The 20,342-nt window shown below is 62.8% G+C and carries 18 protein-coding genes; 8 read left to right on the top strand and 10 right to left on the bottom strand.

Going from position 1 to position 20,342, the window contains the following annotated elements; all coding sequences use genetic code 11:
* Window positions 1–44 precede the first annotated feature (44 nt).
* From urtD to urtA, 4 genes are all read right to left on the bottom strand, one after another.
* Window positions 45–791 carry an urea ABC transporter ATP-binding protein UrtD gene (gene urtD, locus M653_RS0120025; RefSeq protein ID WP_027144934.1) on the bottom strand — a complete coding sequence of 249 codons (747 nt, stop codon included), beginning with the start codon at window positions 789–791 and terminating at the stop codon, window positions 45–47.
* A gap of 6 nt (window positions 792–797) precedes the next feature.
* A complete protein-coding gene (gene urtC / locus M653_RS0120020) occupies window positions 798–2,033 on the bottom strand; it encodes an urea ABC transporter permease subunit UrtC (RefSeq protein WP_027144933.1) in 1,236 nt (411 codons plus the stop codon).
* Window positions 2,030–3,646 carry an urea ABC transporter permease subunit UrtB gene (gene urtB / locus M653_RS0120015; protein ID WP_027144932.1) on the bottom strand — a complete coding sequence of 539 codons (1,617 nt, stop codon included), beginning with the start codon at window positions 3,644–3,646 and terminating at the stop codon, window positions 2,030–2,032. Before urtB ends, urtC begins: the two co-directional genes overlap by 4 nt.
* Before the next feature lie 114 nt (window positions 3,647–3,760).
* Window positions 3,761–5,038 (bottom strand): urea ABC transporter substrate-binding protein, encoded by a 1,278-nt coding sequence (gene urtA / locus M653_RS0120010; RefSeq protein WP_245262238.1) that lies wholly within the window; start codon window positions 5,036–5,038, stop codon window positions 3,761–3,763.
* Between the two features lie 344 nt (window positions 5,039–5,382).
* Here urtA and M653_RS0120005 point away from each other — a divergent pair, with 344 nt between their 5' ends.
* Complete coding sequence (locus M653_RS0120005; protein WP_027144930.1) at window positions 5,383–5,790, top strand: hypothetical protein; 408 nt, start codon at window positions 5,383–5,385, stop codon at window positions 5,788–5,790.
* 88 nt (window positions 5,791–5,878) lie between these two features.
* Here the strand turns inward: M653_RS0120005 and M653_RS0120000 are convergent, their stop codons facing one another.
* The gene (locus tag M653_RS0120000) at window positions 5,879–6,592 is read right to left on the bottom strand and encodes a DeoD-type purine-nucleoside phosphorylase (RefSeq protein ID WP_027144929.1); all 714 of its coding nucleotides are present in this window, start codon (window positions 6,590–6,592) and stop codon (window positions 5,879–5,881) included.
* A gap of 86 nt (window positions 6,593–6,678) precedes the next feature.
* Window positions 6,679–9,255, bottom strand: coding sequence for an ATP-binding protein (locus M653_RS0119995; protein WP_027144928.1), 2,577 nt, complete (start codon window positions 9,253–9,255; stop codon window positions 6,679–6,681).
* A 329-nt stretch (window positions 9,256–9,584) separates the two neighbouring features.
* Between M653_RS0119995 and M653_RS0119990 the strand changes: the two genes are divergently transcribed.
* Complete coding sequence (locus tag M653_RS0119990; RefSeq protein ID WP_027144927.1) at window positions 9,585–10,334, top strand: flagellar biosynthetic protein FliO; 750 nt, start codon at window positions 9,585–9,587, stop codon at window positions 10,332–10,334.
* A 136-nt stretch (window positions 10,335–10,470) separates the two neighbouring features.
* On the opposite strand, the gene dksA is transcribed toward M653_RS0119990, so the two are convergent.
* Window positions 10,471–10,887, bottom strand: coding sequence for an RNA polymerase-binding protein DksA (gene dksA / locus M653_RS0119985; RefSeq protein ID WP_027144926.1), 417 nt, complete (start codon window positions 10,885–10,887; stop codon window positions 10,471–10,473).
* Window positions 10,888–11,160: 273 nt separating this feature from the next.
* On the opposite strand from dksA, the gene M653_RS0119980 reads away from it, so the two are divergent.
* From M653_RS0119980 to M653_RS0119965, 4 genes are all read left to right on the top strand, one after another.
* Window positions 11,161–11,664, top strand: a complete 504-nt coding sequence (locus tag M653_RS0119980; RefSeq protein ID WP_027144925.1) for a histidine phosphatase family protein — start codon at window positions 11,161–11,163, stop codon at window positions 11,662–11,664.
* Between the two features lie 76 nt (window positions 11,665–11,740).
* Window positions 11,741–13,219, top strand: coding sequence for a YcjX family protein (locus M653_RS0119975; RefSeq protein ID WP_027144924.1), 1,479 nt, complete (start codon window positions 11,741–11,743; stop codon window positions 13,217–13,219).
* Window positions 13,216–14,301: a TIGR01620 family protein gene (locus tag M653_RS0119970; RefSeq protein ID WP_027144923.1), complete on the top strand. Its 1,086-nt coding sequence runs from the start codon at window positions 13,216–13,218 to the stop codon at window positions 14,299–14,301. The genes M653_RS0119975 and M653_RS0119970 overlap by 4 nt, the downstream gene beginning before the upstream one ends.
* A 123-nt stretch (window positions 14,302–14,424) precedes the next feature.
* Window positions 14,425–14,976: a hypothetical protein gene (locus M653_RS0119965; protein ID WP_027144922.1), complete on the top strand. Its 552-nt coding sequence runs from the start codon at window positions 14,425–14,427 to the stop codon at window positions 14,974–14,976.
* 104 nt (window positions 14,977–15,080) lie between these two features.
* Here the strand turns inward: M653_RS0119965 and M653_RS0119960 are convergent, their stop codons facing one another.
* The 3 genes from M653_RS0119960 to M653_RS0119950 form a co-directional block, all read right to left on the bottom strand.
* Window positions 15,081–15,347: a hypothetical protein gene (locus M653_RS0119960; RefSeq protein ID WP_027144921.1), complete on the bottom strand. Its 267-nt coding sequence runs from the start codon at window positions 15,345–15,347 to the stop codon at window positions 15,081–15,083.
* A gap of 179 nt (window positions 15,348–15,526) precedes the next feature.
* On the bottom strand, window positions 15,527–16,735 hold the full coding sequence (locus M653_RS0119955; RefSeq protein WP_027144920.1) for an MFS transporter: 1,209 nt from the start codon (window positions 16,733–16,735) through the stop codon (window positions 15,527–15,529).
* A gap of 59 nt (window positions 16,736–16,794) precedes the next feature.
* Complete coding sequence (locus M653_RS0119950) at window positions 16,795–17,784, bottom strand: AraC family transcriptional regulator (RefSeq protein WP_027144919.1); 990 nt, start codon at window positions 17,782–17,784, stop codon at window positions 16,795–16,797.
* Between the two features lie 161 nt (window positions 17,785–17,945).
* Between M653_RS0119950 and M653_RS0119945 the strand changes: the two genes are divergently transcribed.
* Both M653_RS0119945 and M653_RS0119940 read left to right on the top strand, forming a co-directional pair.
* Window positions 17,946–19,781 carry a monovalent cation:proton antiporter-2 (CPA2) family protein gene (locus M653_RS0119945; RefSeq protein WP_027144918.1) on the top strand — a complete coding sequence of 612 codons (1,836 nt, stop codon included), beginning with the start codon at window positions 17,946–17,948 and terminating at the stop codon, window positions 19,779–19,781.
* Window positions 19,782–19,796: 15 nt separating this feature from the next.
* The gene (locus M653_RS0119940; RefSeq protein WP_027144917.1) at window positions 19,797–20,342 is read left to right on the top strand and encodes a DUF924 family protein; all 546 of its coding nucleotides are present in this window, start codon (window positions 19,797–19,799) and stop codon (window positions 20,340–20,342) included.

The raw sequence follows: 20,342 nt of genomic DNA, 5'->3' as shown, positions 1-20,342 counted from the left end.
AAACGACATGTCGAAGTGATGGAATTGCACCCGCCAGACCATGTTCATCTCCCCAGATAGACTTCGACGACGCGCTCGTCGGCCGAGACGAAATCGAGCGTCCCTTCGGAGAGCACCGAGCCTTCATGCAGGCAGGTGACCTTCACGCCGAGTTCGCGCACGAAATGCATGTCGTGCTCGACGACAATGACCGAGTGGTCGCGGGCGATATCCCTGAGCAGCCGTGCGGTTTCCTCGGTTTCGGCATCGGTCATGCCGGCGACCGGCTCGTCGACCAGAAGCAGTTTCGGGTCTTGCGCCAGCAGCATGCCGATCTCGAGCCACTGCTTCTGGCCGTGGCTGAGATTGGCGGCGAGCTCGCGGCGCTTGTCGCCTAACCGAATGATGCCAAGGATGTCATCGATCTGCCGCGCCTCGGCGGCCGATTGGCGGTGGAACAGCGCCGGGAAGATCGAACGCGGCCCCTTCAGCGCCAGCATCAGGTTTTCTTCGATCGTGTGGCTTTCGAAGACGGTCGGCTTCTGGAATTTGCGGCCGATGCCCATCATGGCGATCTCGGCTTCGTCATGCCTGGTGAGGTCCACCTGGCCGTCGAAGAACACTTCGCCTTCATCCGGCCTCGTCTTGCCGGTGACGATGTCCATCATCGTCGTCTTTCCGGCGCCGTTGGGGCCGATGATGGCGCGCATCTCGCCCTTGTCGAGCACCAGCGACAGATTGTTGATGGCGCGAAAGCCGTCGAAGGAGACCGAGACGCCGTCGAGATAGAGGATGGTGTTGGATTTGCTCATGGTCGCTTACTCCGCCGCCTGCGGTTCGGGGTCGGACCAGGACCATTCGCCCGGATTTCGCGCCGGCGAGCGAGCGGGCTTCGACGTCGCGGACGCGATCCCGACCTCGGTGCCGGCTTCTTCGGCGAGGGAAGCCGCGCGCAACGCCCTGGCATTGCCGCGCCAACTGTCCCACATGCCGATGATGCCCTTGGGCAAGAGCAAGGTGACGGCGACGAACAGGCCGCCGAGCGCGAACAGCCAGAATTCCGGCAGCACGCCGGTGAACCAGGATTTCCCGGCATTGACCAGCAGCGCGCCGATGATCGGCCCGACAATTGTGCCGCGCCCGCCGACGGCCGCCCAGATTACGACCTCGATCGAATTGGACGGCTCGAACTCGCCGGGATTGATGATGCCTACCTGCGGCACATAGAGCGCGCCGGCAATGCCGGCCATGACGGCCGAGACGGTGAAGGCAAACAGTTTTATGTTCTCCGCCCGCCAGCCGAGGAAGCGCGTGCGGCTTTCAGCGTCGCGCACGGCCATCAGGAGCTTGCCGTATTTGGAGCCGACGATCGCCCAGGTGATGACGACGGCGAGTGCGAGCATGATGGCGCTGGCCGCGAACAGTGCCGAACGGGTCGCATCGGCTTGCACGTTGAAGCCGAGAATATCCTTGAAATCGGTCAGGCCGTTGTTGCCGCCGAAACCCATATCATTGCGGAAGAAGGCGAGCAGGAGCGCATAGGTCATCGCCTGCGTGATGATCGAGAGGTAGACGCCGGTGACACGGCTTCGGAAGGCGAACCAGCCGAAGATGAAGGCAAGCAGACCGGGCACTGCCAGGACCATGAGGCCGGCGAACCAGAAATGGTCGAAGCCGGTCCAGAACCAGGGCAGCTCCTTGTAGTTCAGGAACACCATGAAATCGGGCAGGATCGGATTGCCGTAGACGCCGCGCGAGCCGATCTGACGCATCAGATACATCCCCATCGCATAGCCGCCGAGCGCGAAGAAGGCGCCGTGGCCGAGCGAAAGGATGCCGCAATAACCCCAGACCAGGTCGAGCGAGAGCGCCAGCAGCGCGTAGCAGAGATATTTGCCGGTCAGCGCTACGATGTAGGACGGCACGTAGAAGGCGCTGGTCGGCGAAACAGCCAGATTGAGCAGCGGCACGATGACGGCCACCGCCAGCAGGACGAAAATGGTGATGGCGATACGGCGGTCGGCACCCGCGGCGAAGAAGCGTCCTGACATCATGCTTCCACCGCCCTGCCCTTGAGCGCGAACAGGCCGCGCGGGCGCTTCTGGATGAACAGGATGATCAGCACCAGCACGACAATCTTGCCGAGCACGGCGCCGGCATAAGGCTCGAGAACCTTGTTGACGATGCCGAGCGAAAAGGCGCCGACCAGCGTGCCCCAGAGATTGCCGACACCGCCGAAGACGACGACCATGAAGCTGTCGATGATGTAGCCGCGGCCGAGATTGGGCGAGACATTGTCGATCTGGCTGAGCGCGACGCCGGCAATGCCGGCAATGCCCGATCCCAGCGCGAAAGTCAGCGCGTCGACCCAGGGCGTCCTGATTCCCATCGAGGCGGCCATGCGCCGGTTGGCGGTGACGGCGCGCATCTGCAGGCCCCAGGGCGTGCGCTTCATCACGTAGAGCAACATGCCGAACACCGTGAGCGCGAACACCAGAATCCACAGACGGTTCCAGGTGATGGCCAGTTGCCCGATGTCGAAGGAGCCGGACATCCAGGACGGATTGCCGACCTCCTGGTTGGTCGGCCCGAAGATCGAGCGCACCGCCTGCTGCAGGATAAGCGAGACGCCCCAGGTCGCCAGCAGCGTCTCCAGCGGCCGGCCGTAGAGGAAGCGGATCACCCCGCGCTCGATGATGAGACCGACGAACGCCGCGACCAGGAAGGCAAGCGGCAGCGCGATCACCAGCGACCAGTCGAACAATCCGGGAAAGGATGTCCGGATCACCTGCTGGACGACGAAGGTCGTGTAGGCGCCAAGCATCACCATCTCGCCATGCGCCATGTTGATGACACCCATGACACCGAAGGTGATGGCAAGCCCGATCGCCGCCAGCAGCAGGACCGAACCCAGCGAAATCCCGTACCAGATGTTCTGGCCGGCATCCCACAAGGCCAGCGTCGAATTGATGCTGGCGATCGCCGCCGTCGCCGCGTCCTTGACCGCGCCCGACGCACTGGATTCGACCGAGGTGAGCAGCGAAACCGCATCGCGGTCACCACGCGTTCCGATCAAGGCGACTGCGGCGAGTTTGTCGGCCTCAGGCCTATCGGAAACAAGCACCGAGGCCGCACGAGCCTGTTCGAGCAGGGCCTTGACGCCGGCCACGGTCTCTTTGGCGATCGCCGTGTCGAGTGGCTCTATGTTCGAGGCATCGGGTGTTTTGAACATCGTGTCGGCCGCGGCCAGTCGTGCGGCCGGATCCTTGGCGCCAAGCGTCAACGTGCCCAGCGCGTCGCGGATGACGCGTCGCAGCGTGTTGTTGACCTTGATCTTGGTGACGTCGTCCTTGGCAGCCTCGCCTGATGCTTCGCTGCCGAGCGGGTCGAAAAGCTGGACGCTTTCGCCGGCTTCCTTGCCGACGAAAACCAGGGAATCGGCCTTGCGGATATAGAGATTGCCGTCGGCGAGTGCCGAGAGCGGCCTTTCGACCGTTGGATCGCCTGTGGCGGTTAGTTCATGCACCACTGCTCCGATGTCCGAAAAACCCTTGGCGGTAGCGAACTTGGCGATGGTGGCGCGCAGATCGGCTTCGCCTGCCCCCGACGACGACAGCATCGCCAGCAGGAACAACAGCGTCAGGCCAATCGTGCGGATCAAGGTCATCGGCTTCTGTGGACCCTTGGAGGCGTGAAATTAGGTCCGGACTGTGGAGGAAACTGCCCGGACGCGCGGTCTTGGGGATGGACCTGAAGGCCCAGCCCGGTAGACCTGGGAGGATCAGTTTGTGCCCTTGCCGCCGCACTTGCCCGTGGCAACGTTGAAGTTGCCGCAGGACAGAGGCTTGCGCCAATCGGAGATCAGGTCCTTGGAGTCCGGCAGATAGTCCGACCACTCGTCGCCCATCACCAGGCCCGGTGTGCGCGAAACCGTTTCGAACTGGCCGTCGGCCTGGATTTCGCCGATCAGCACCGGCTTGGTGATGTGGTGGTTCGGCATCATCGTCGCATAGCCGCCGGTCAGGTTGGGCACCGAAACGCCGACCATGGCGTCGATCACCTTGTCCGGATCGGTGGTGCCGGCCTTCTCGACCGCCTTCACCCACATATTGAAGCCGATATAATGGGCTTCCATCGGGTCGTTGGTGGTGCGCTTGTCGTTCTTGATGAACTTGTGCCAGTCGGCGATGAACTTCTTGTTCTCGGGCGTGTCGATGCTCTCGAAGTAGTTCCAGGCGGCGAGATGGCCGACCAGGGGTGCGGTGTCGAGACCGGCCAGCTCTTCCTCGCCGACCGAGAAGGCCATGACCGGGATGTCCTCGGCCTTGATGCCCTGGTTACCGAGTTCCTTGTAGAATGGCACGTTGGCGTCGCCATTGACGGTCGAGACAACGGCCGTCTTCTTGCCGGCCGAGCCGAACTTCTTGATCGCCGACACCTCGGTCTGCCAGTCGGCGAAGCCGAACGGCGTATAGTTGACCATGATGTCTTCGGCAGCGACGCCCTTCGACTTCAGGTAGGCTTCGAGGATCTTGTTGGTGGTGCGTGGATAGACGTAGTCGGTTCCTTCGAGCACCCAGCGCTTCACCGAGCCGCCATCCTCGCTCATCAGGTAGTCGACAGCTGGAATCGCCTGCTGGTTCGGCGCGGCGCCCGTGTAGAACACGTTGCGCTCGCTCTCCTCGCCCTCATACTGGACGGGATAGAACAGGATATTGTCCAGTTCCGAGAACACTGGCAGCACCGATTTGCGCGATACCGAGGTCCAGCAGCCAAACACCGCCGCGACCTTGTCCTTCGATATGAGCTCGCGCGCCTTTTCGGCGAAGAGGGGCCAGTTGGATGCCGGATCGACCACGACAGCTTCGAGCTTCTTGCCGAGCAGGCCGCCCTTGGCGTTCTGCTCGTCGATGAGCATCAGCATGGCGTCCTTCAGCGTCGTTTCCGAGATCGCCATCGTGCCCGACAGCGAATGGAGAATGCCGACCTTGATCGTGTCGTCGGCAGCCCTGGCCGGAGCGGCCATCAGACCGGCGGCAACCACGCTCGCCGAGAACATTTTTGCTATTATCGAGAAATTACCCCTCATTACGGAGGACTCCCAAGCTGGTTGATTGCACCGCCACAATGCAATGCAACCCCCATGCCAACCGCTGACGGTATGCCGAAAATAGGGAAATATCACAACATTATCAGATGGTTGTTATATTAGAATGAACAGATAGAAGAGAACCGGTTAAAAATTGATTGAGGGAAAATTGCGCAGTGTAGAGCGCGTTTGCCTAATTTTAGCCCATTTTCTCCAAATGCCTATATTTTGGCCGTAGCACACGCGTCGTGAGCAACAATTGTTGCGGCGCGGCGCAAAAATAGGGCAAGCTTGTCGTTCAAGCGGGCGGCATCATGACATCAGGCATCTCACGCATATTTATCGGCATCTTGTCTCTGGCGGCGGCAACCGGAGCGGCGCGGGCCGACTTCAGCGACGGCAAGATGCCCGATGGCACTTATCACTGCGAAGTCTACCTGCTCGGCCTGTTCCTCAATCTCGGCGACATCACCATCAAGGGAAATGTCTACACGGGTCCTGTCACCTTCGGTACCGCCAAACAGGCTTACAATTACCAGATGGACGCAAACGGTGTGATCTCGTGGCTGGGCCCGCTGGGCGGCTACACCACTGGCGGCAACGCGCTCTCGATGACCCAGGCAACGCTCGACGGCCAGAGCCCGCCCTCGTTCGACATCATCATGAAGCAGCCCGATGGCGCCTTCACCGCCTCGACCTGCACCCGGGGAGGCAACCAGTAGGCCCTCGCCGCCATTGGGGGCCCCAGCGGTCTGCACCTCTTCGCGGCCACCGGTCATCCATGGCGGAGGTGCTGAAGCGCGAGGCCGCCTAGCGCCCTTGCGTGGCAATTTCGAGCGCCAGGCGGCTCATGTCGGTGAAAAGCTCCTGGCGTTCGGAATAGTCGGCCTGTTCGCCTGTGATAAGATTGTCGACGACGGTCAGCAGCGACAATGCCCTCGCGCCGAAATGCGCCGAGATGCGATAGAGAGCGCTGGTTTCCATGTCTACGGCCAGCGCTCCGAGCGCCTTTGCATCGGCATAGCGGGCGGGCGCTTCAGGATGGTAGAATATGTCGGTGCAGGCTGTCAGGCCGACGTGGTGGTCGATGCCGAGTTCGGTTGCCTTGGCCAATGCGCAGGCGAGCAGCGCTGGATCCGGGCCGACATCAGCTTCGTAAAGACCAAAGACCCTACCGCTCTCGGTGTCTTCAGGCCGTGCCGATTGCGAGATCACAAGGCTGCGCAGCTTTGCCTCGGCGCTCAGGGTACCGCAGGTACCGGTACGGATCAGTGTTCGGGCACCATAATAGTCAAGCAATTCATGCGCATAGATCAGGAACGATGACACACCGATACCCGTCGCCTGAATGCTGACGGGCTTGCCGCGAAACAGGCCGGTAAAACCAAGCGCGCCGCGTCGACGATTGACGCAGCGCGGCGCGTCCAGGAAAGTCTGCGCCATCCACTCCGCGCGCTGCGGGTCGCCCGGCAACAAAACCGTGTCGGCGTAGTCGCCCTTGCCTGCCTCGATGTGTGGCGTCAACAGCTGCTCCCCCAAGCCCGCCTGCCATATTGTCAATAATCATGGCGTTGTTACGGCGTTGCGCAAGGGCGCGGCATCAGAAATACCTAGGATTCAAGCACATCCTTCACGATCGTGGCCAGTTGCTTGAGCGAGAACGGCTTTGGCAGGAAGCCGAAATGCGCCTCCGCCGGCAGGTTCCTGGCGAATGCGTCCTCGGCATAGCCGGAGACGAAGACGAACTTGATGTCCGGCTGGCGTTTGCGCAATTCACCGAGCAGCGTCGGCCCGTCCATTTCCGGCATCACCACGTCGGAAACGACGATGTCGACCTTGCCGCCGAGCGCTTCGAACACTTCCAGCGCCTCGACGCCCGAGGACGCCTCGTGAACGGTGTAGCCGCGCGAGGTCAGTGCCCGCATGCCGCCCATGCGCACCGCGTCCTCGTCCTCGACCAGCAGCACCGTGGCCGACCCGGACAGGTCCTTGGCATTGTCGACCGGTTTGGCCGGTGCCGTGGCCGGCGCTTCGCCGGGTTCAGCTGCGTTTTTCGCTTCAGCGATGTGACGTGGCAGGAAGATGCGGAAAGTCGACCCCTTGCCGAGTTCGGAATCACAGAAAATGAAGCCGCCGGTCTGCTTGATGATGCCGTAGACCATAGACAGGCCAAGGCCCGTGCCCTTGCCGACCTCCTTGGTGGTGAAGAACGGCTCGAAGATCTTCTTCAGCACGTCGGGCGCGATGCCGCTGCCGGTATCCTCGACTTCGACCACCACATAGTCGGCCGCGGTGAGTTCGCGATAGGCAAAGGTCTTGCACTCCTCGGCGGTCACGTTGCGGGTGCGCACCGTGAGATCGCCGCCGGCCGGCATCGCGTCGCGCGCGTTGACCGCCAGGTTAACCACCACTTGCTCGAACTGGCCGATATCGACCTTGACCGGCCACAGGTCGCGGCCGTGGTCGACCTTGAGCTTGATGTCGTTGCCGACCAGCCGGGCAAGCAGCATCCTGAGATCGGCGAGTACGTCGGTGAGGTTCAGCACTTCCGGCCGCAGCGTCTGCTTGCGCGAGAAGGCCAGCAACTGTCTCACCAGGGAGGCCGCGCGATTGGCGTTCTGCTTGATGTTCATGATGTCCGGGAAGGACGGATCCGACGGCCGGTGATTGGTCAACAGCAGGTCCGATGCCATGATGATGGCGGTCAGCACATTGTTGAAGTCGTGTGCGATGCCACCGGCGAGCTGGCCGACGGCCTGCATCTTCTGGCTTTGCGCCATCTGCCCTTCGAGCGCCTTCTGCTCGGTCGTCTCGACGGCGTAGACGATGGCCGATTCCTCGGCTCCTTCGCCGCCGGTGCCGTCGGCGACGGCGTTGACGTAGAAACGGATGTGCCGCTCTTCATTGCCGGGCAGCACGGTGTCGATCGGCTCGATGTCGGCCTGCCGCTGCCGGGCTTTCTCGAACGCGGCAGCGAAGGCCGGCCGGTCGCGGTCATGGATCACCGTGTCGAGCCGCACGCGGCGATCCACGGCATCGCGGTCGACGACCGAGGAAAACAGCGAAAGAAAAGGTGCGTTGGTGCGCAGGATGCGCCCGCTGGCATCGACACCGGCGATCGCCATCGGTGTCGAATTGAAGAAGCGGGTGAAGCGCACTTCCGAAGCGCGCAGATCGGCCGAGGCATCCTCGCCTTGCGTGCGGTTGAGCACGATGGTGCGTGTCGGGCCGCCGACGCCCTCCCGGCTGGCCGAAACGCGATGCATGAAGCGTACCGGCAGCGCCTCGCCGGTCATCGTCGTCAAGTCGAGATCGATGACCGCATTGCGCGTCGTGCCGGGATCCGCCTTGACGGAGCGCACCAGCGCCATGCCGTCGCCGGCAACGATATCTGGCAAGGTGACGGCGCCGGGCGTGAAGCTGGCAAGGTCGATGCCCAGCCATCCGGCGAGCGTGGCGTTGATGTAGGTGACGCGGCCGTCCTGGTCGGCCGAAAAGAAACCGGCCGGTGCGTGGTCGAGGTGATCGATGGCCTTCTGCAGATCGAGGAAGAAACGCTCCTGCTCGGCCCGCTCCTGCGAAATATCGGCGAGCTGCCAGGCCAGCATCGGCAGCCGCTGGCCCGGGACGCTGAACGTGCGGGCGCGTGCCCGGTACCAGCGGGCGCCCGGTTCAGCGCCGGGCCGGATCGATTGCGCGAGCCGGAACTCGCCGTCGCCCGGCTGCCCGTCACGCAGGCCGGACGCCAGCCGGTAGATGGTCACCGAGGCTTCGGGGATATCGGAGAGCAATCCTTCGACCGTCTTCAGGTCTGCGGCCGAGGAAGCCCCGGTCATATCGGCATAGGCCCGGTTGGCGTAGACGACGCGGCCCTTGGTGTCCGTGACCAGCAGGCCCTGTGACATCGAGTCGACGAAAGCCTTGGACAGTTCGTCGCCCGTCGAGCGCGGTGTGATCTGCACGAAGCCGATCGCGGTCGCGAACAGGAAGCCGACGCCGATCATCGCCAGCACGCCGAGCATGCCGAGCAGGAAGGGATCGCCGAGGCGCTCCCGGAAAAGGCCGAAGACGATTGCCGCTCCCGTCAGAACGACGATGAAGATGATAAGCCGGGTGACCGCGCCCGGTCGCGTATTCTGGTCGACGATCGGTACCGGATAGAAATCGCCGCGCGCTTCCTTGGCCATATGCCCCCTGCTCGTGAAATCCGAGTTTCCGACACCCGCCCCTAATGCATGTCGCCCAAAAGTGACTTCGGTTTCGCGAAAACGACATGCATGAAAAACAAGGACCTAAAGCGCGTCGCATGAATCTGCTTCAGCGCGACGCGCTTTAGCCGGTTGAATCACATTCTCCTAGTCCGGAAAAGGCCCGGGCGGCAAATGTCAGATAAAAATGATGTCGGCCGGCCTTCCCTGTGTTTCAAGCTGTTCACGATGCGTGAAAGGCAACTTGCGGTGGCCAGTCGCAACGGTCTAGTGTCGCGTCACTTTCCAAAACCGATCAGGGGAAACCAATGCAGTGGCTGGATAGCGTGGCGGGTCCCGGTTATGCGGCGGCACTCCTGTGGACCTTCGCGGCGCTGATCCTGCTGGTCATCGTTCTCATCATCGTCAGGCTCGTGCGCAACCTGACCTTCGGCACGTTTGTCGCGGGGGGCCGCAACCGCAAGACGCGGCTCGCTGTCATGGACGCCACCGCCGTCGACAGCCATCGCCGACTGGTGCTGGTGCGACGCGACGACATCGAACATCTGCTCCTGATCGGCGGCCCGACCGACGTTGTTGTCGAACGCGACATCCGCCTCGCCGCGCCGCGTCGTCCTGCGTTGACCGGAGATGGCGGCCTGCAGCCAGTCCCGGCGGCCGCGACGCCGGCCGCGAAGCCGCGGCCGCCGCAGACCGCTCCCGCGCCTCCCAGACAAGCACCCGCTCCGCAGCCTGTGGCAGGATCCGCCCGGCAGCGCCCGGCAGCGCCGCCACCGGCCCCGGCTCCCACACCGAAACCAGCGGCACAGCCCTATCAGTCGACCAATGTCACGCCGCTGCCTGCCTATGGCTCAGCCAACGCCAATGCCGCCAGGCAGGCGCCACCGCCGCCGCCGAGGCAGGACAGCATCGACGACACGCTGATGAAGGAACTCGAAGTTTCGCTGGACCAACCCCGGTCCGGCGGGCCGGCCGACAAACCGGCAGCCAAGGCACCGCCGTCGCTCGACGATGAAATGACCAGGCTTTTGGGCGAACTCTCGAGCCAGAAGAGATGATTTGCGCCCCGGGCCGCCTGCCGGTGAATCGAACCAGTCGACATTCAAGCGCGCTTGGCCAGTTAAAGTGCGCGGCGACATCGAACAAAAATGGCCGGAGAACCGGCCATTTGGAAATTAATGCAGAGGCGATCTGTCAGTCGTCGCGATAGACTTTTTCACGGCGCTCATGCCGCTCCTGCGCTTCGATCGACAAGGTAGCGATCGGGCGCGCGTCGAGCCGCTTCAACGCGATCGGCTCACCGGTCTCCTCGCAATAGCCATAAGTGCCTTCGTCGATGCGCTGCAGCGCCGAATCAATCTTTGAGATGAGCTTCCGCTGACGGTCGCGGGCCCTGAGCTCGATGGCGCGGTCGGTTTCCGAAGAGGCGCGGTCGGCGAGGTCGGGATGGTTGGCGTTTTCCTGCTGCAGGATTTCGAGTGTTTCGCGCGCTTCGCGCAAGATGTCATTTTTCCAGGTGACGAGCTTCGAGCGGAAGTAGGATTTCTGCCGTTCGTTCATGAACGGCTCGTCTTCGGAGGGTACGTAATCGGCGGTAACGATGTCGTTCATTCGACTCACCCAACAGCCCCAAATTTGGCGCTTATATATTCGCCGCCAGACGCCTGCACAAGCGCAATCAACCGCCGACTCACGCAATTGTTAAAGTGTGTCTTCGGCCTTCGCCGGAGCGGGATAAATCTGTTTTGATGGCGAAAGTACGACGATCCTCGCCGATCGCCCAGGTGATTCGCCGCGCTGAAGAACGCGCACCATTGTGCGCGACGCTTTTCTCGTGGCTAATCGCGGCAGGACTTCGGCTTTTCGGGGGTCATTGGAGGTTGTGTGAGCAGGCTTTATCTGTTGCGACACGCCAAGGCCGGCTGGGCCTTGCCAGGCATGCGTGATTTCGATCGTCCACTCGACGCATCCGGCCGCGCCGATGCCGAAAAGATGGGGACCGCGATGCGATCCCGCTCCTATGTTCCGGACCTGACGCTGTGCTCCAACGCCAAACGCGCCAGGGAAACGCTCGAGGGACTGGCTGGCCAGACCGACACAGGCAAGGTGCTGTTTTTCGACACGCTCTACAGCGAAGACGCGGCCGGCTATCTCCGGCTCGTCCGGGATCATGGCGGACCCGGGTCATTGCTGGTCATAGGCCACAACCCGATGACTGAGGATCTCGCCATGGCGGTTTCGGGCGATGGTGGCGAGACGGAGCGGGCGATGCTCAATCATGGCTTTCCGACCTCGGGTCTCGCCGTCGTCCGTTTCCCCGGCAATCTGGCGAAAGCGGCCCAGGGAGCGGGTTATCTCGAAGCGTTCCTGACACCTGCCGATCTCTGATGCCGATTTCCAGCACCATTTCAAAGCCTGGTTCCAGCGCCTATATCGGACGGACGCAAGTCCGAGAGAGCATATTTTGGCATCATCGCTGACCACCTTCACCGACGAGGCAAGAATTGCCCTCGACACTTTGTCGGGACGTGCCACCGGACTTTTTTCTCCATCGCTGCGTCTGGGTGTCACGGGTCTCTCCCGCGCGGGCAAGACCGTCTTCATCTCGGCCTTCGTCCACAATCTGATCCACGGCGGACGCCTGCCGCTCTTCGAGGCGCAAAAATCAGGGCGGATCGCGCGCGCCTTCCTCGAACAGCAGCCCGACGATGCCGTGCCGCGTTTTCAGTACGAGGACCACATCGCCGCTCTGATCAACGATCGCGTCTGGCCGGACTCGACCCGCGCCATTTCGGAACTGCGGCTGACGATCGAATATGAATCGGCCTCCGGCTGGAACCGCATGTTTTCGTCAGGCAAACTGTCGGTCGACATTGTCGATTACCCCGGCGAATGGCTGCTCGACCTGCCGCTGCTCGGCAAATCCTTCGCCGATTTTTCGCGCGAAGCCCTCGAAATGGCCACGCTGCCGGTGCGCGAGGACCTTTCGCGGGCCTGGCGAGCGATCTCAGCGGAAATCGACCCGAATGCCGACGCCGACGAAATGACGGCACGCCGGCTGGCTGATAGCTTCGCCGCCTATCTCAAGGCATGCAAGCTCGACGAGCGGGCGCTTTCGACCCTGCCGCCCGGCCGTTTCCTGATGCCCGGCGACCTCGAAGGCTCTCCCGCGCTGACCTTCGCGCCGCTGGCAGGCCTCGGAGACAGGCGCGCGCGCAACGGCTCGCTGCACGCCATGATGGAACGCCGCTACGAGGCCTACAAGACGCATGTCGTCAAACCGTTCTTCCGCGAGCATATCACGCGTCTGGACCGCCAGATCGTGCTCATCGACGCCATGCAGGCGCTGAACGCCGGGCCAGGTGCAATGGCCGACCTGGAGCGCGCCGTCACCGAGATCCTGAGCTGTTTCCGTCCTGGCCGGGGCAGCTTCCTCACCGACCTTTTCTCCCGGCGTATCGACCGCATCCTGGTCGCAGCGACCAAGGCCGATCATCTGCACCACGAAAGTCATGAGCGGCTGCAGGCCATCGTGCGGCGCCTGGCTGACCGCGCCGTGGCGCGGGCGAATTTCACCGGCGCCGATGTCGACGTGGTCGCCATGGCGGCGGTGCGCGCAACCCGCGAGGGCACCGTAAAACAAGGCCGCGAGACATTGCCTGTTATTATCGGCACGCCGATCGCCGGCGAGAAGATCAATGGCGAAACATTCGATGGAAAGACGGAAACAGCTATATTTCCTGGTGATTTACCGGAAAATATTGATGCTGTTTTCGACCTTTCGGGGTCGGACCACAGGCAGGACTCCGCGGACCCGGCAATCCGCTTCGTCCGGTTCCGTCCGCCGAAACTCGAACGCACGGCCGAAGGTGTCACGCTGTCGCTGCCGCATATCAGGCTCGACCGCGCCTTGCACTTCCTGATCGGAGACCATCTGGCATGACCGCGCCCCGCAAACCGGCGGCATTCCGCATCGGGCCGGAAGCAGCGCCGAAAGAAGACGCGCCACAAGCGCGCCAGGCCGAACCGCCGCGCAAACCGCGCCCGATGAAGGCCGATGTGGCGCTGGTCATCCCGGCGGAGGTCGACGTTTTCGACGAACCGGACATTATTGCCGCCGAGCCACCGCCGGCGGTCGCCCCCAGAAAGCGCTCGGTTCTCGGCAGCATCTTCTTCGGCGCCTTCGGCGTGCTGGTTTCGCTGGCTGTCGGCCTGTGGACCGACCAGTTGATACACGATCTCTTTGCCCGCGCCGAATGGCTGGGCTGGCTGGCCGCCGGCATGGCGGCGATTGCGCTGCTGGCGCTTCTTACGATCCTGATTCGCGAATTCCTTGCGATCGCCCGCCTCGCCGAGGTCGAAAAGCTGCAGAAGCGCGCGCTCGATGCCATCACGCGTGACGATCCGAAGGCGGCACGCGCGGTGGTCGATGAACTGTCGGCCTTTGTCGCGGCCAAACCCGAGACCGCGGCTGGCCGGCGCGCGCTGGCCGAATTGCGCGGCGAGATCATCGACGGCGCCAATCTGGTGCGCCTGGCGGAAGCGGAAATCCTCGGTCCCCTCGATGTCAGGGCCAAGGTAATGATTCTCGAGGCCGCCAAGCGGGTCTCGCTGGTGACGGCGGTGAGCCCGCGCGCGCTCGTCGATGTCGCCTATGTCGTCTTCGAGGCCGGGCGCCTCATCCGCCGGCTGTCGGAACTCTATGGCGGACGGCCCGGAACGCTAGGTTTCTTCCATCTGGCGCGCAGTGTGCTGGCGCATCTGGCGGTCACCGGCTCGATTGCCATCGGCGACAGCTTTGTCCAACAGATCGTCGGCCACGGCCTGGCGGCGCGCCTCTCGGCAAAGCTCGGCGAGGGCGTCGTCAACGGCATGATGACGGCGCGCATCGGCATCGCCGCGATGGAGACGGCGCGCCCCCTGCCCTTCAGCGCCGCCAAGCGCCCGGGACTGGGCGATTTTCTCGCCGCGCTGACATCATTCGCGACCAAGAAAGACGCCGAAACAGGCGGCTCCGCCAAATAGCGTCCGGCTCTTTGGGACGGTGCTCGGATTGTGGTTTCGAAGACTCCCGGTGACGAAGCATTAACCAATCTTCTTCATGGTCAAACCGGTTTCAAACAGTCTCGTTGTTGCCGGGTGTCGTCTATGAAAAGCGTAATTCTGTCCAGCATCCTGCCCCTGGCGGCGGCGATCACAGCGGTCGCCGGTATTGCCTCCGGGGCCTGCGCCGGAGAGCCGGACAAGCAGTTTTTCCAGTCGGCCGAAGGCAAGTGGATCGGCCCCGGCGAAATCGTCGCCGGCAAGTACAAGGGCACGAAATTCAACTGCAGCTTCACCGGCGCCACCCCCGACGGCAAGATGGGCATGACGCTTGACGGCGGTTGCCGGGTCGGCATGTTCACCCAGCCGATGTCGGCCAAGATCGAGCGCAAGGGCCGCGACTACAAGGGTTCCTTCATGGGTGGCGCGGCCGGTGCCGGCCTCGATATCATCGGCGGCAATGTCGTCGACGCCCGCAAGGTTGTCTTCACCATCAACCGCAACCAACTGCGCGGCGTCATGCAGGCACGTATTCCCGACGACAATTCGATGACGGTGACGATCGCCGTGCGCGTTCAGGACCAGTTGGTGCCGGTCATCGGCATGAGTCTTAAGCGGGTCGATGCCGTCGAAGTCGGCTCCATCGCGCCGAACTGAGCGACGAAAATCGCTTCACACTTTCCTGGAATTGCTCGAATACACCCCAAAAAACCAAAGAGGCGGCAGCCCATCGCCACCGCCTCCTTTGAAACAGTCGGGCGTCAGCCCTTGATCGCGGCGGTCACCTCGTCATACGCCTTGCAGGCGTCGGCCAGCGTCGTGGAGCCCTGATATTTGGTCGTCACCGCCTGGACCTTGGCGGTCAGGTCAGCCGCCTTGGAGGGGTCCTTGGTGATCGCCTCCTGCAGCGCGGCGGCCATGTCCTGCGCCTTCTTGGTCGCCATCTCGGTCGTGCATTCCGGCGCCTTCGAACAGGCGGAACCGGCAAGCACCGCCAGCCCGACGGCAACGAGCAAAAGCTTCTTCATGTCAGTCATCTCCTCAAAAGGGTGGGACATGATCGCCGCTCACCCCCAATGGCCGAAGCCGAGCGTGCTTAGCCTTCGATTGCGGCAACAAGCAACGCGTTACCGACGTCAACTTGTGTAACGCGCCTGCAACATTGCCAACGGCCGGATTCAGGCTGCTGTGTCGGTGGCGGCAAAGTTCAGCTGCGCGGTTGTAGCAGCGCCAAGACGGCCGTCGATGCGGCAAGGATGGCAGTCGCAGTCAAAGGCGCTGTCGGGCCATAAGTGTCCACAACATAACCGCCGACAACCGCGCCGATGGTGATGGCGACCTGAAAGGACGCGACCATCAGGCTGCCCGCTGCTTCCAGCGCGTCCGGCGCCGCGCGAGACAGATTTGTCGGCAGCACCACCGGCGCCATGCCGAAGGCGAAGCCCCATAGCGTGGCGAAGCCAAAGGCAACGCCGATGTGCACGCCCCAAAGCACCAATGCCAGCGCCGCGAACGCCATCAATGCGGCCGTAACCACGAGAGCCACGTGGATATTGGCGTCGGCCATGCGGCCACCGGCAATATTGCCGATCACAGCCGCGATGCCAAATCCGAGCAACGCCAGGGCAATTGGCCCGGTCGCAAGGAGCGTCACGTGTTCGAGAAACGGACGTACATAGACCGAGCCGGCAAAATGCCCCGTCATCAGCAAAAGGATAGCAAGCATACCGAGTTGAATGCCACGCCGCCGTGTCAGCCGAAGGACGTCTGCAAGACTATTGCTTGCCGTTGCAGGCAAGGTCGGCAGGCTGAGTAACTGCAGCAGCATGGCGATCAAGGCCAATCCCGCCGTCATCGCCATGGCGCTGCGCCAACCCAGCCAGTCGCTGATCAACGCGCCCATCGACGGTGCGGCAATTGTTGCGAGCGAGACGCCGAGGGTAACGATAGCCATGCCCCGCCCCGTCGCATTGGCACCCACCAGCCTCGCCACGACGGCTACCGAAAGTGCCCAGAAAGCGCTGAGAGCGATCCCCAGCCCGGCCCGGCCCAACAATAACAGCCAGAAATTGGGCGCCAGCGCCGCAAGAATGTTGGAACCGACCGCCAAGGCCATGAGGCCGACAAGCACCGTCTTGCGGTTCAATCGGCCGATGAGGACATTGCTCAACATGGCCGTCACGGCGCCGACGGAAGCGGTGGCGGTGACCACCTGCCCGGCCGTCCCCTCGCTGATGCCGAGATCGCGCGCCATCGGCGTCAACAGACCTGCCGGCAGGAATTCGGCGGACACCAGCGCAAAGCTGGTGGCCGCCAACGAAAGGACCGCGAACCATGTGGTCGCGCTCCATGTGGCCGGCGCGGCGGCATCAAGGTCAATCGCCGCGTCTTCAAGTTGTAATGTTGTATCAGTCACGGAAGGATCTCCAAGGTTTGGAGATCTTCATAAACGAGTCTTTTCGGATGACATGTATCTCAAAATCCGAAATTCATGTCTATTCGTCCGGGAATTGTGCGACGCACAACGCCCGGTGAGACATTGGTGATGCGCTTGAAGGCGCGAGCGAAGGATGCCTCGGAATCATAGCCCAAGCGGGTAGCAACCTCGGCCACCGACAGGCCGTTTTGTCCCAACAACTCGCGGGCAAGCTGCATGCGCAGACGGGCGAGATAGCGTGCCGCGCCTTCTCCCAATACGGCACTGAAGCGCTCCGCGAAAATCGAGCGAGATTGGCCTGCCAGGCCGGCGAGGCTTTCGAGCGTCCAGTTATGGCCGGGGTCCCTGTGCATGGCTGCCAGAGCGCGGCCAATATGAGGGTCGCGGATGGCCGCGAGCCAACCGGTGGTCGAAGCCCCCGTGCAATTGACCCAGCAGCGAATGAGCCGGGCTGTCAGCAAGTCCGCCATCCGAGACAAGATGGTGGCGCTGCCCATCTGCGGTTGCGCGGCTTCGGCAGTCATAGCCGCCAGCAAGGGACCAACGACCGGGTCATTGCCGGCCACGTCGCAACCCTTGATGATAGGCGGCATCAACGTAATCAACGGGTTTAGCGCACAGACACCCAAGGCCATGGAGCCGCAGAAAAGGGTGCTTGCCGCGCCCGTTCCTTCCCGCACCACTTCGCAGACGTTGCCCCCCAACTTGGTCACCTGGCAACCCTCGAGCGAGTCGCCCACGACGTCCGGCGCACTCGCCAGCCGATGGGCGATACCTTGCGGCAACAGCACCAGATCGCCATCGCGCAACTCCTGCCAGCCTTGCGCTTCGGTATGAATCCAGCATGGACCCTGACCAACAAAGTGAAAACGCAGCAGCGACTGTTGCGGAAATTCTATGCTCCAAGGATGTCGGAGTTCGCAGCGGCCATAATTGACTCCACTCAAGCGAAAGTCCCGTAAAACTTCGCTGAGCGCATCCATCGGGATGTGAGGCGGAGAACCCGGCCGGGACGAATAGTCAAGCATCGGGCTTACATAGACACCAATCGTCCGACAGGCAAGCGGAGACCGTTGTTCCACCAGGGGAATCGCTTCAACGGCACCCTACCCGTCCTGGCAGGCTCCCCGCCCTTGCCTCCCGCTCCAACTGCATGCAAGGAGTGATGTCGGACACAGGGACAAGAGGCATGGCAGCGGAAGCATCAGGCAGCGATCTCATTCAGGTGGTGGCTCTGCTGGCGGCGGGTGTGGTGGCCGTCCCGATCTTCAAGCGCATCGGTCTCGGTTCGATTCTCGGTTACCTGGCCGCCGGCGTGGTGATCGGCCCATTCGGCATCGGTGTCTTTTCTGAATCGGGAGCCATCCTCCATGTCGCCGAACTCGGCGTCGTCATGTTCCTGTTCATCATCGGCCTGGAAATGCAGCCGTCGCGGCTCTGGGGCCTGCGCCGCGAGATCTTTGGGCTTGGCGCGCTTCAAGTCGGGGTATGCGCCGTGCTGCTGACCGGTGTCGGCATGGCCGGCGGGTTTCCGATCGCGCAATCCTTCGTCGCCGGCGCCGGTTTCGTGCTGACCTCGACGGCCATCGTCATGCAGCTTCTTGAGGAACGCGGCGAAATCGCCTCGCCCAAGGGCCAACGCATCGTTTCCATCCTGCTGCTGGAGGATCTGGCGATCGTGCCTCTGCTCGCCCTGATCGCTTTCCTGGCGCCCGGCGGTGCCGATACCAGCCTGTCGGAGCGGCTGACCGAGGTCGGCATCGGCCTCGCCGCGATCGTGGGACTGGTGGTGGCGGGACGCTACCTGCTCAACCCCTTCTTCCGCATCCTGGCGGATGCCCGTGCGCGCGAAGTGATGACGGCCGCGGCTCTTCTGGTCGTACTCGGGTCGGCGCTCGCCATGCAGCTCAGCGGCCTGTCGATGGCGATGGGCGCGTTCCTGGCCGGCGTGCTGCTCTCGGAATCGACCTTCCGCCATCAACTCGAAGCCGACATCGAGCCGTTCCGCGGCATCCTGCTCGGCCTGTTCTTCCTTGCGGTAGGCATGTCGCTCGATCTGCATGTGGTGGCGGCGAACTGGAAGCTGATCGCCATCTATGTCGTCGCCTACATGGTGATGAAGGCTTTCGGCATCTACATCGTCGCCCGCATCCTGAAATCAGGCCACCGCGAGGCACTGGAACGCGCGGTTTTCATGGCGCAAGGCGGTGAATTCGCTTTCGTGCTCTATTCCGCGGCCGCCGCCGTCGGCATCATCGATGGCCAGGCAAACGCGACGCTGACGGCGATCGTCATCATCTCCATGGTGCTGACGCCGCTGGCGATCATTGCCTTGCGCTATTTCACGCCGCGCGACGAGCAGTCGCTGGACGGCGTCGAAGTCGCCGACGGCCTGACCGGCAGCGTGCTGGTCATCGGCTTCGGCCGCTTCGGCCAGATCGCGAGCCAACCCCTGCTCTTGCGCGGCATCGACGTCTCGATCATCGACAACGATGTCGAGATGATCCAGGCGGCCGCCGATTTCGGCTTCAAGGTCTATTATGGCGACGGCACGCGGCTGGACATCCTGCACGCGGCCGGGGCCGGCCGCGCGCGGGCCGTGCTCATCTGTGTCGACAAGCCCGACGCCGCCATCCGGATCGCCGAACTCGTCAAGGCGGAGTTCCCCTTGCTTACGGTGCTGGCACGTGCGTTCGACCGCGGCACGGCACTGCAGCTCATCCGCGCCGGCGTCGACTATCAGCTGCGCGAAACCTTCGAATCGGCGCTCGTCTTTGGTGGCTCGACCCTCGAGGCGCTGGGCGTCGATCCCGAAGACGTCGCCGAAACGATCGAGGACGTCAGGCGCCGCGACACGGCCCGGTTCGAGACCCAGCTCGCCGAAGGCATCCGCTCTGGACAGCGTTTCCTGAAAGGCAATATCGGCACGCCGATCCCGGCCCCGCTTTCCACGCCCCGCCGTCCCGGCCAGGCGCTCAACGAGGAAACGGCCGGCGTCTTGCATAAATCCGAACCGGCGAATTGAATGGGGAATCAGGTAATGGAACTGGACAGCAGAGCCCTGTCGGTCACCAAATTCTGGCGCGACGCCGGCGAGGATGCGTGGTTCGAGAAGAACAACGCTTTCGATGCCGATTTCCGCGACGGCTTCCTCGACTTCCATTACGCTGCCGCGCGCCGTGAATACGACGACTGGTCAGGATATGCCGAAGGCTCGCTGGCGCTGATGATCCTGCTTGATCAGTTTCCGCGCAATTGCTTTCGCGGTACCGGCCACATGTTCGCCACCGACCCGCTGGCAAAGCACTTCGCGCAAAAGGCCGTTGCTGCCGGCCATGATGTCGTGCTGGAACCGGAAGTCCGCGTGTTTCTTTATCTGCCGTTCGAACATTCGGAAAACCTTGCCGACCAGGATCTGTCGGTCGAACTTCACACCGCCAGGGCCGAGTTCAATCTGAAATACGCGCTGGAACATCGTGACATCATCCAGCGCTTCGGCCGTTTCCCGCACCGCAACAGAATGCTCGGCCGCGAGACCACGGCTGAGGAAAAGGCGTTCCTGGATGACGGCGGTTTCTCCGGCTGA

This window comes from Mesorhizobium sp. WSM3626 (assembly GCF_000513935.1).
GTDB classification, from domain to species: domain Bacteria; phylum Pseudomonadota; class Alphaproteobacteria; order Rhizobiales; family Rhizobiaceae; genus Mesorhizobium; species Mesorhizobium salmacidum.
This window is presented reverse-complemented; position numbering and strand designations above follow the sequence as displayed.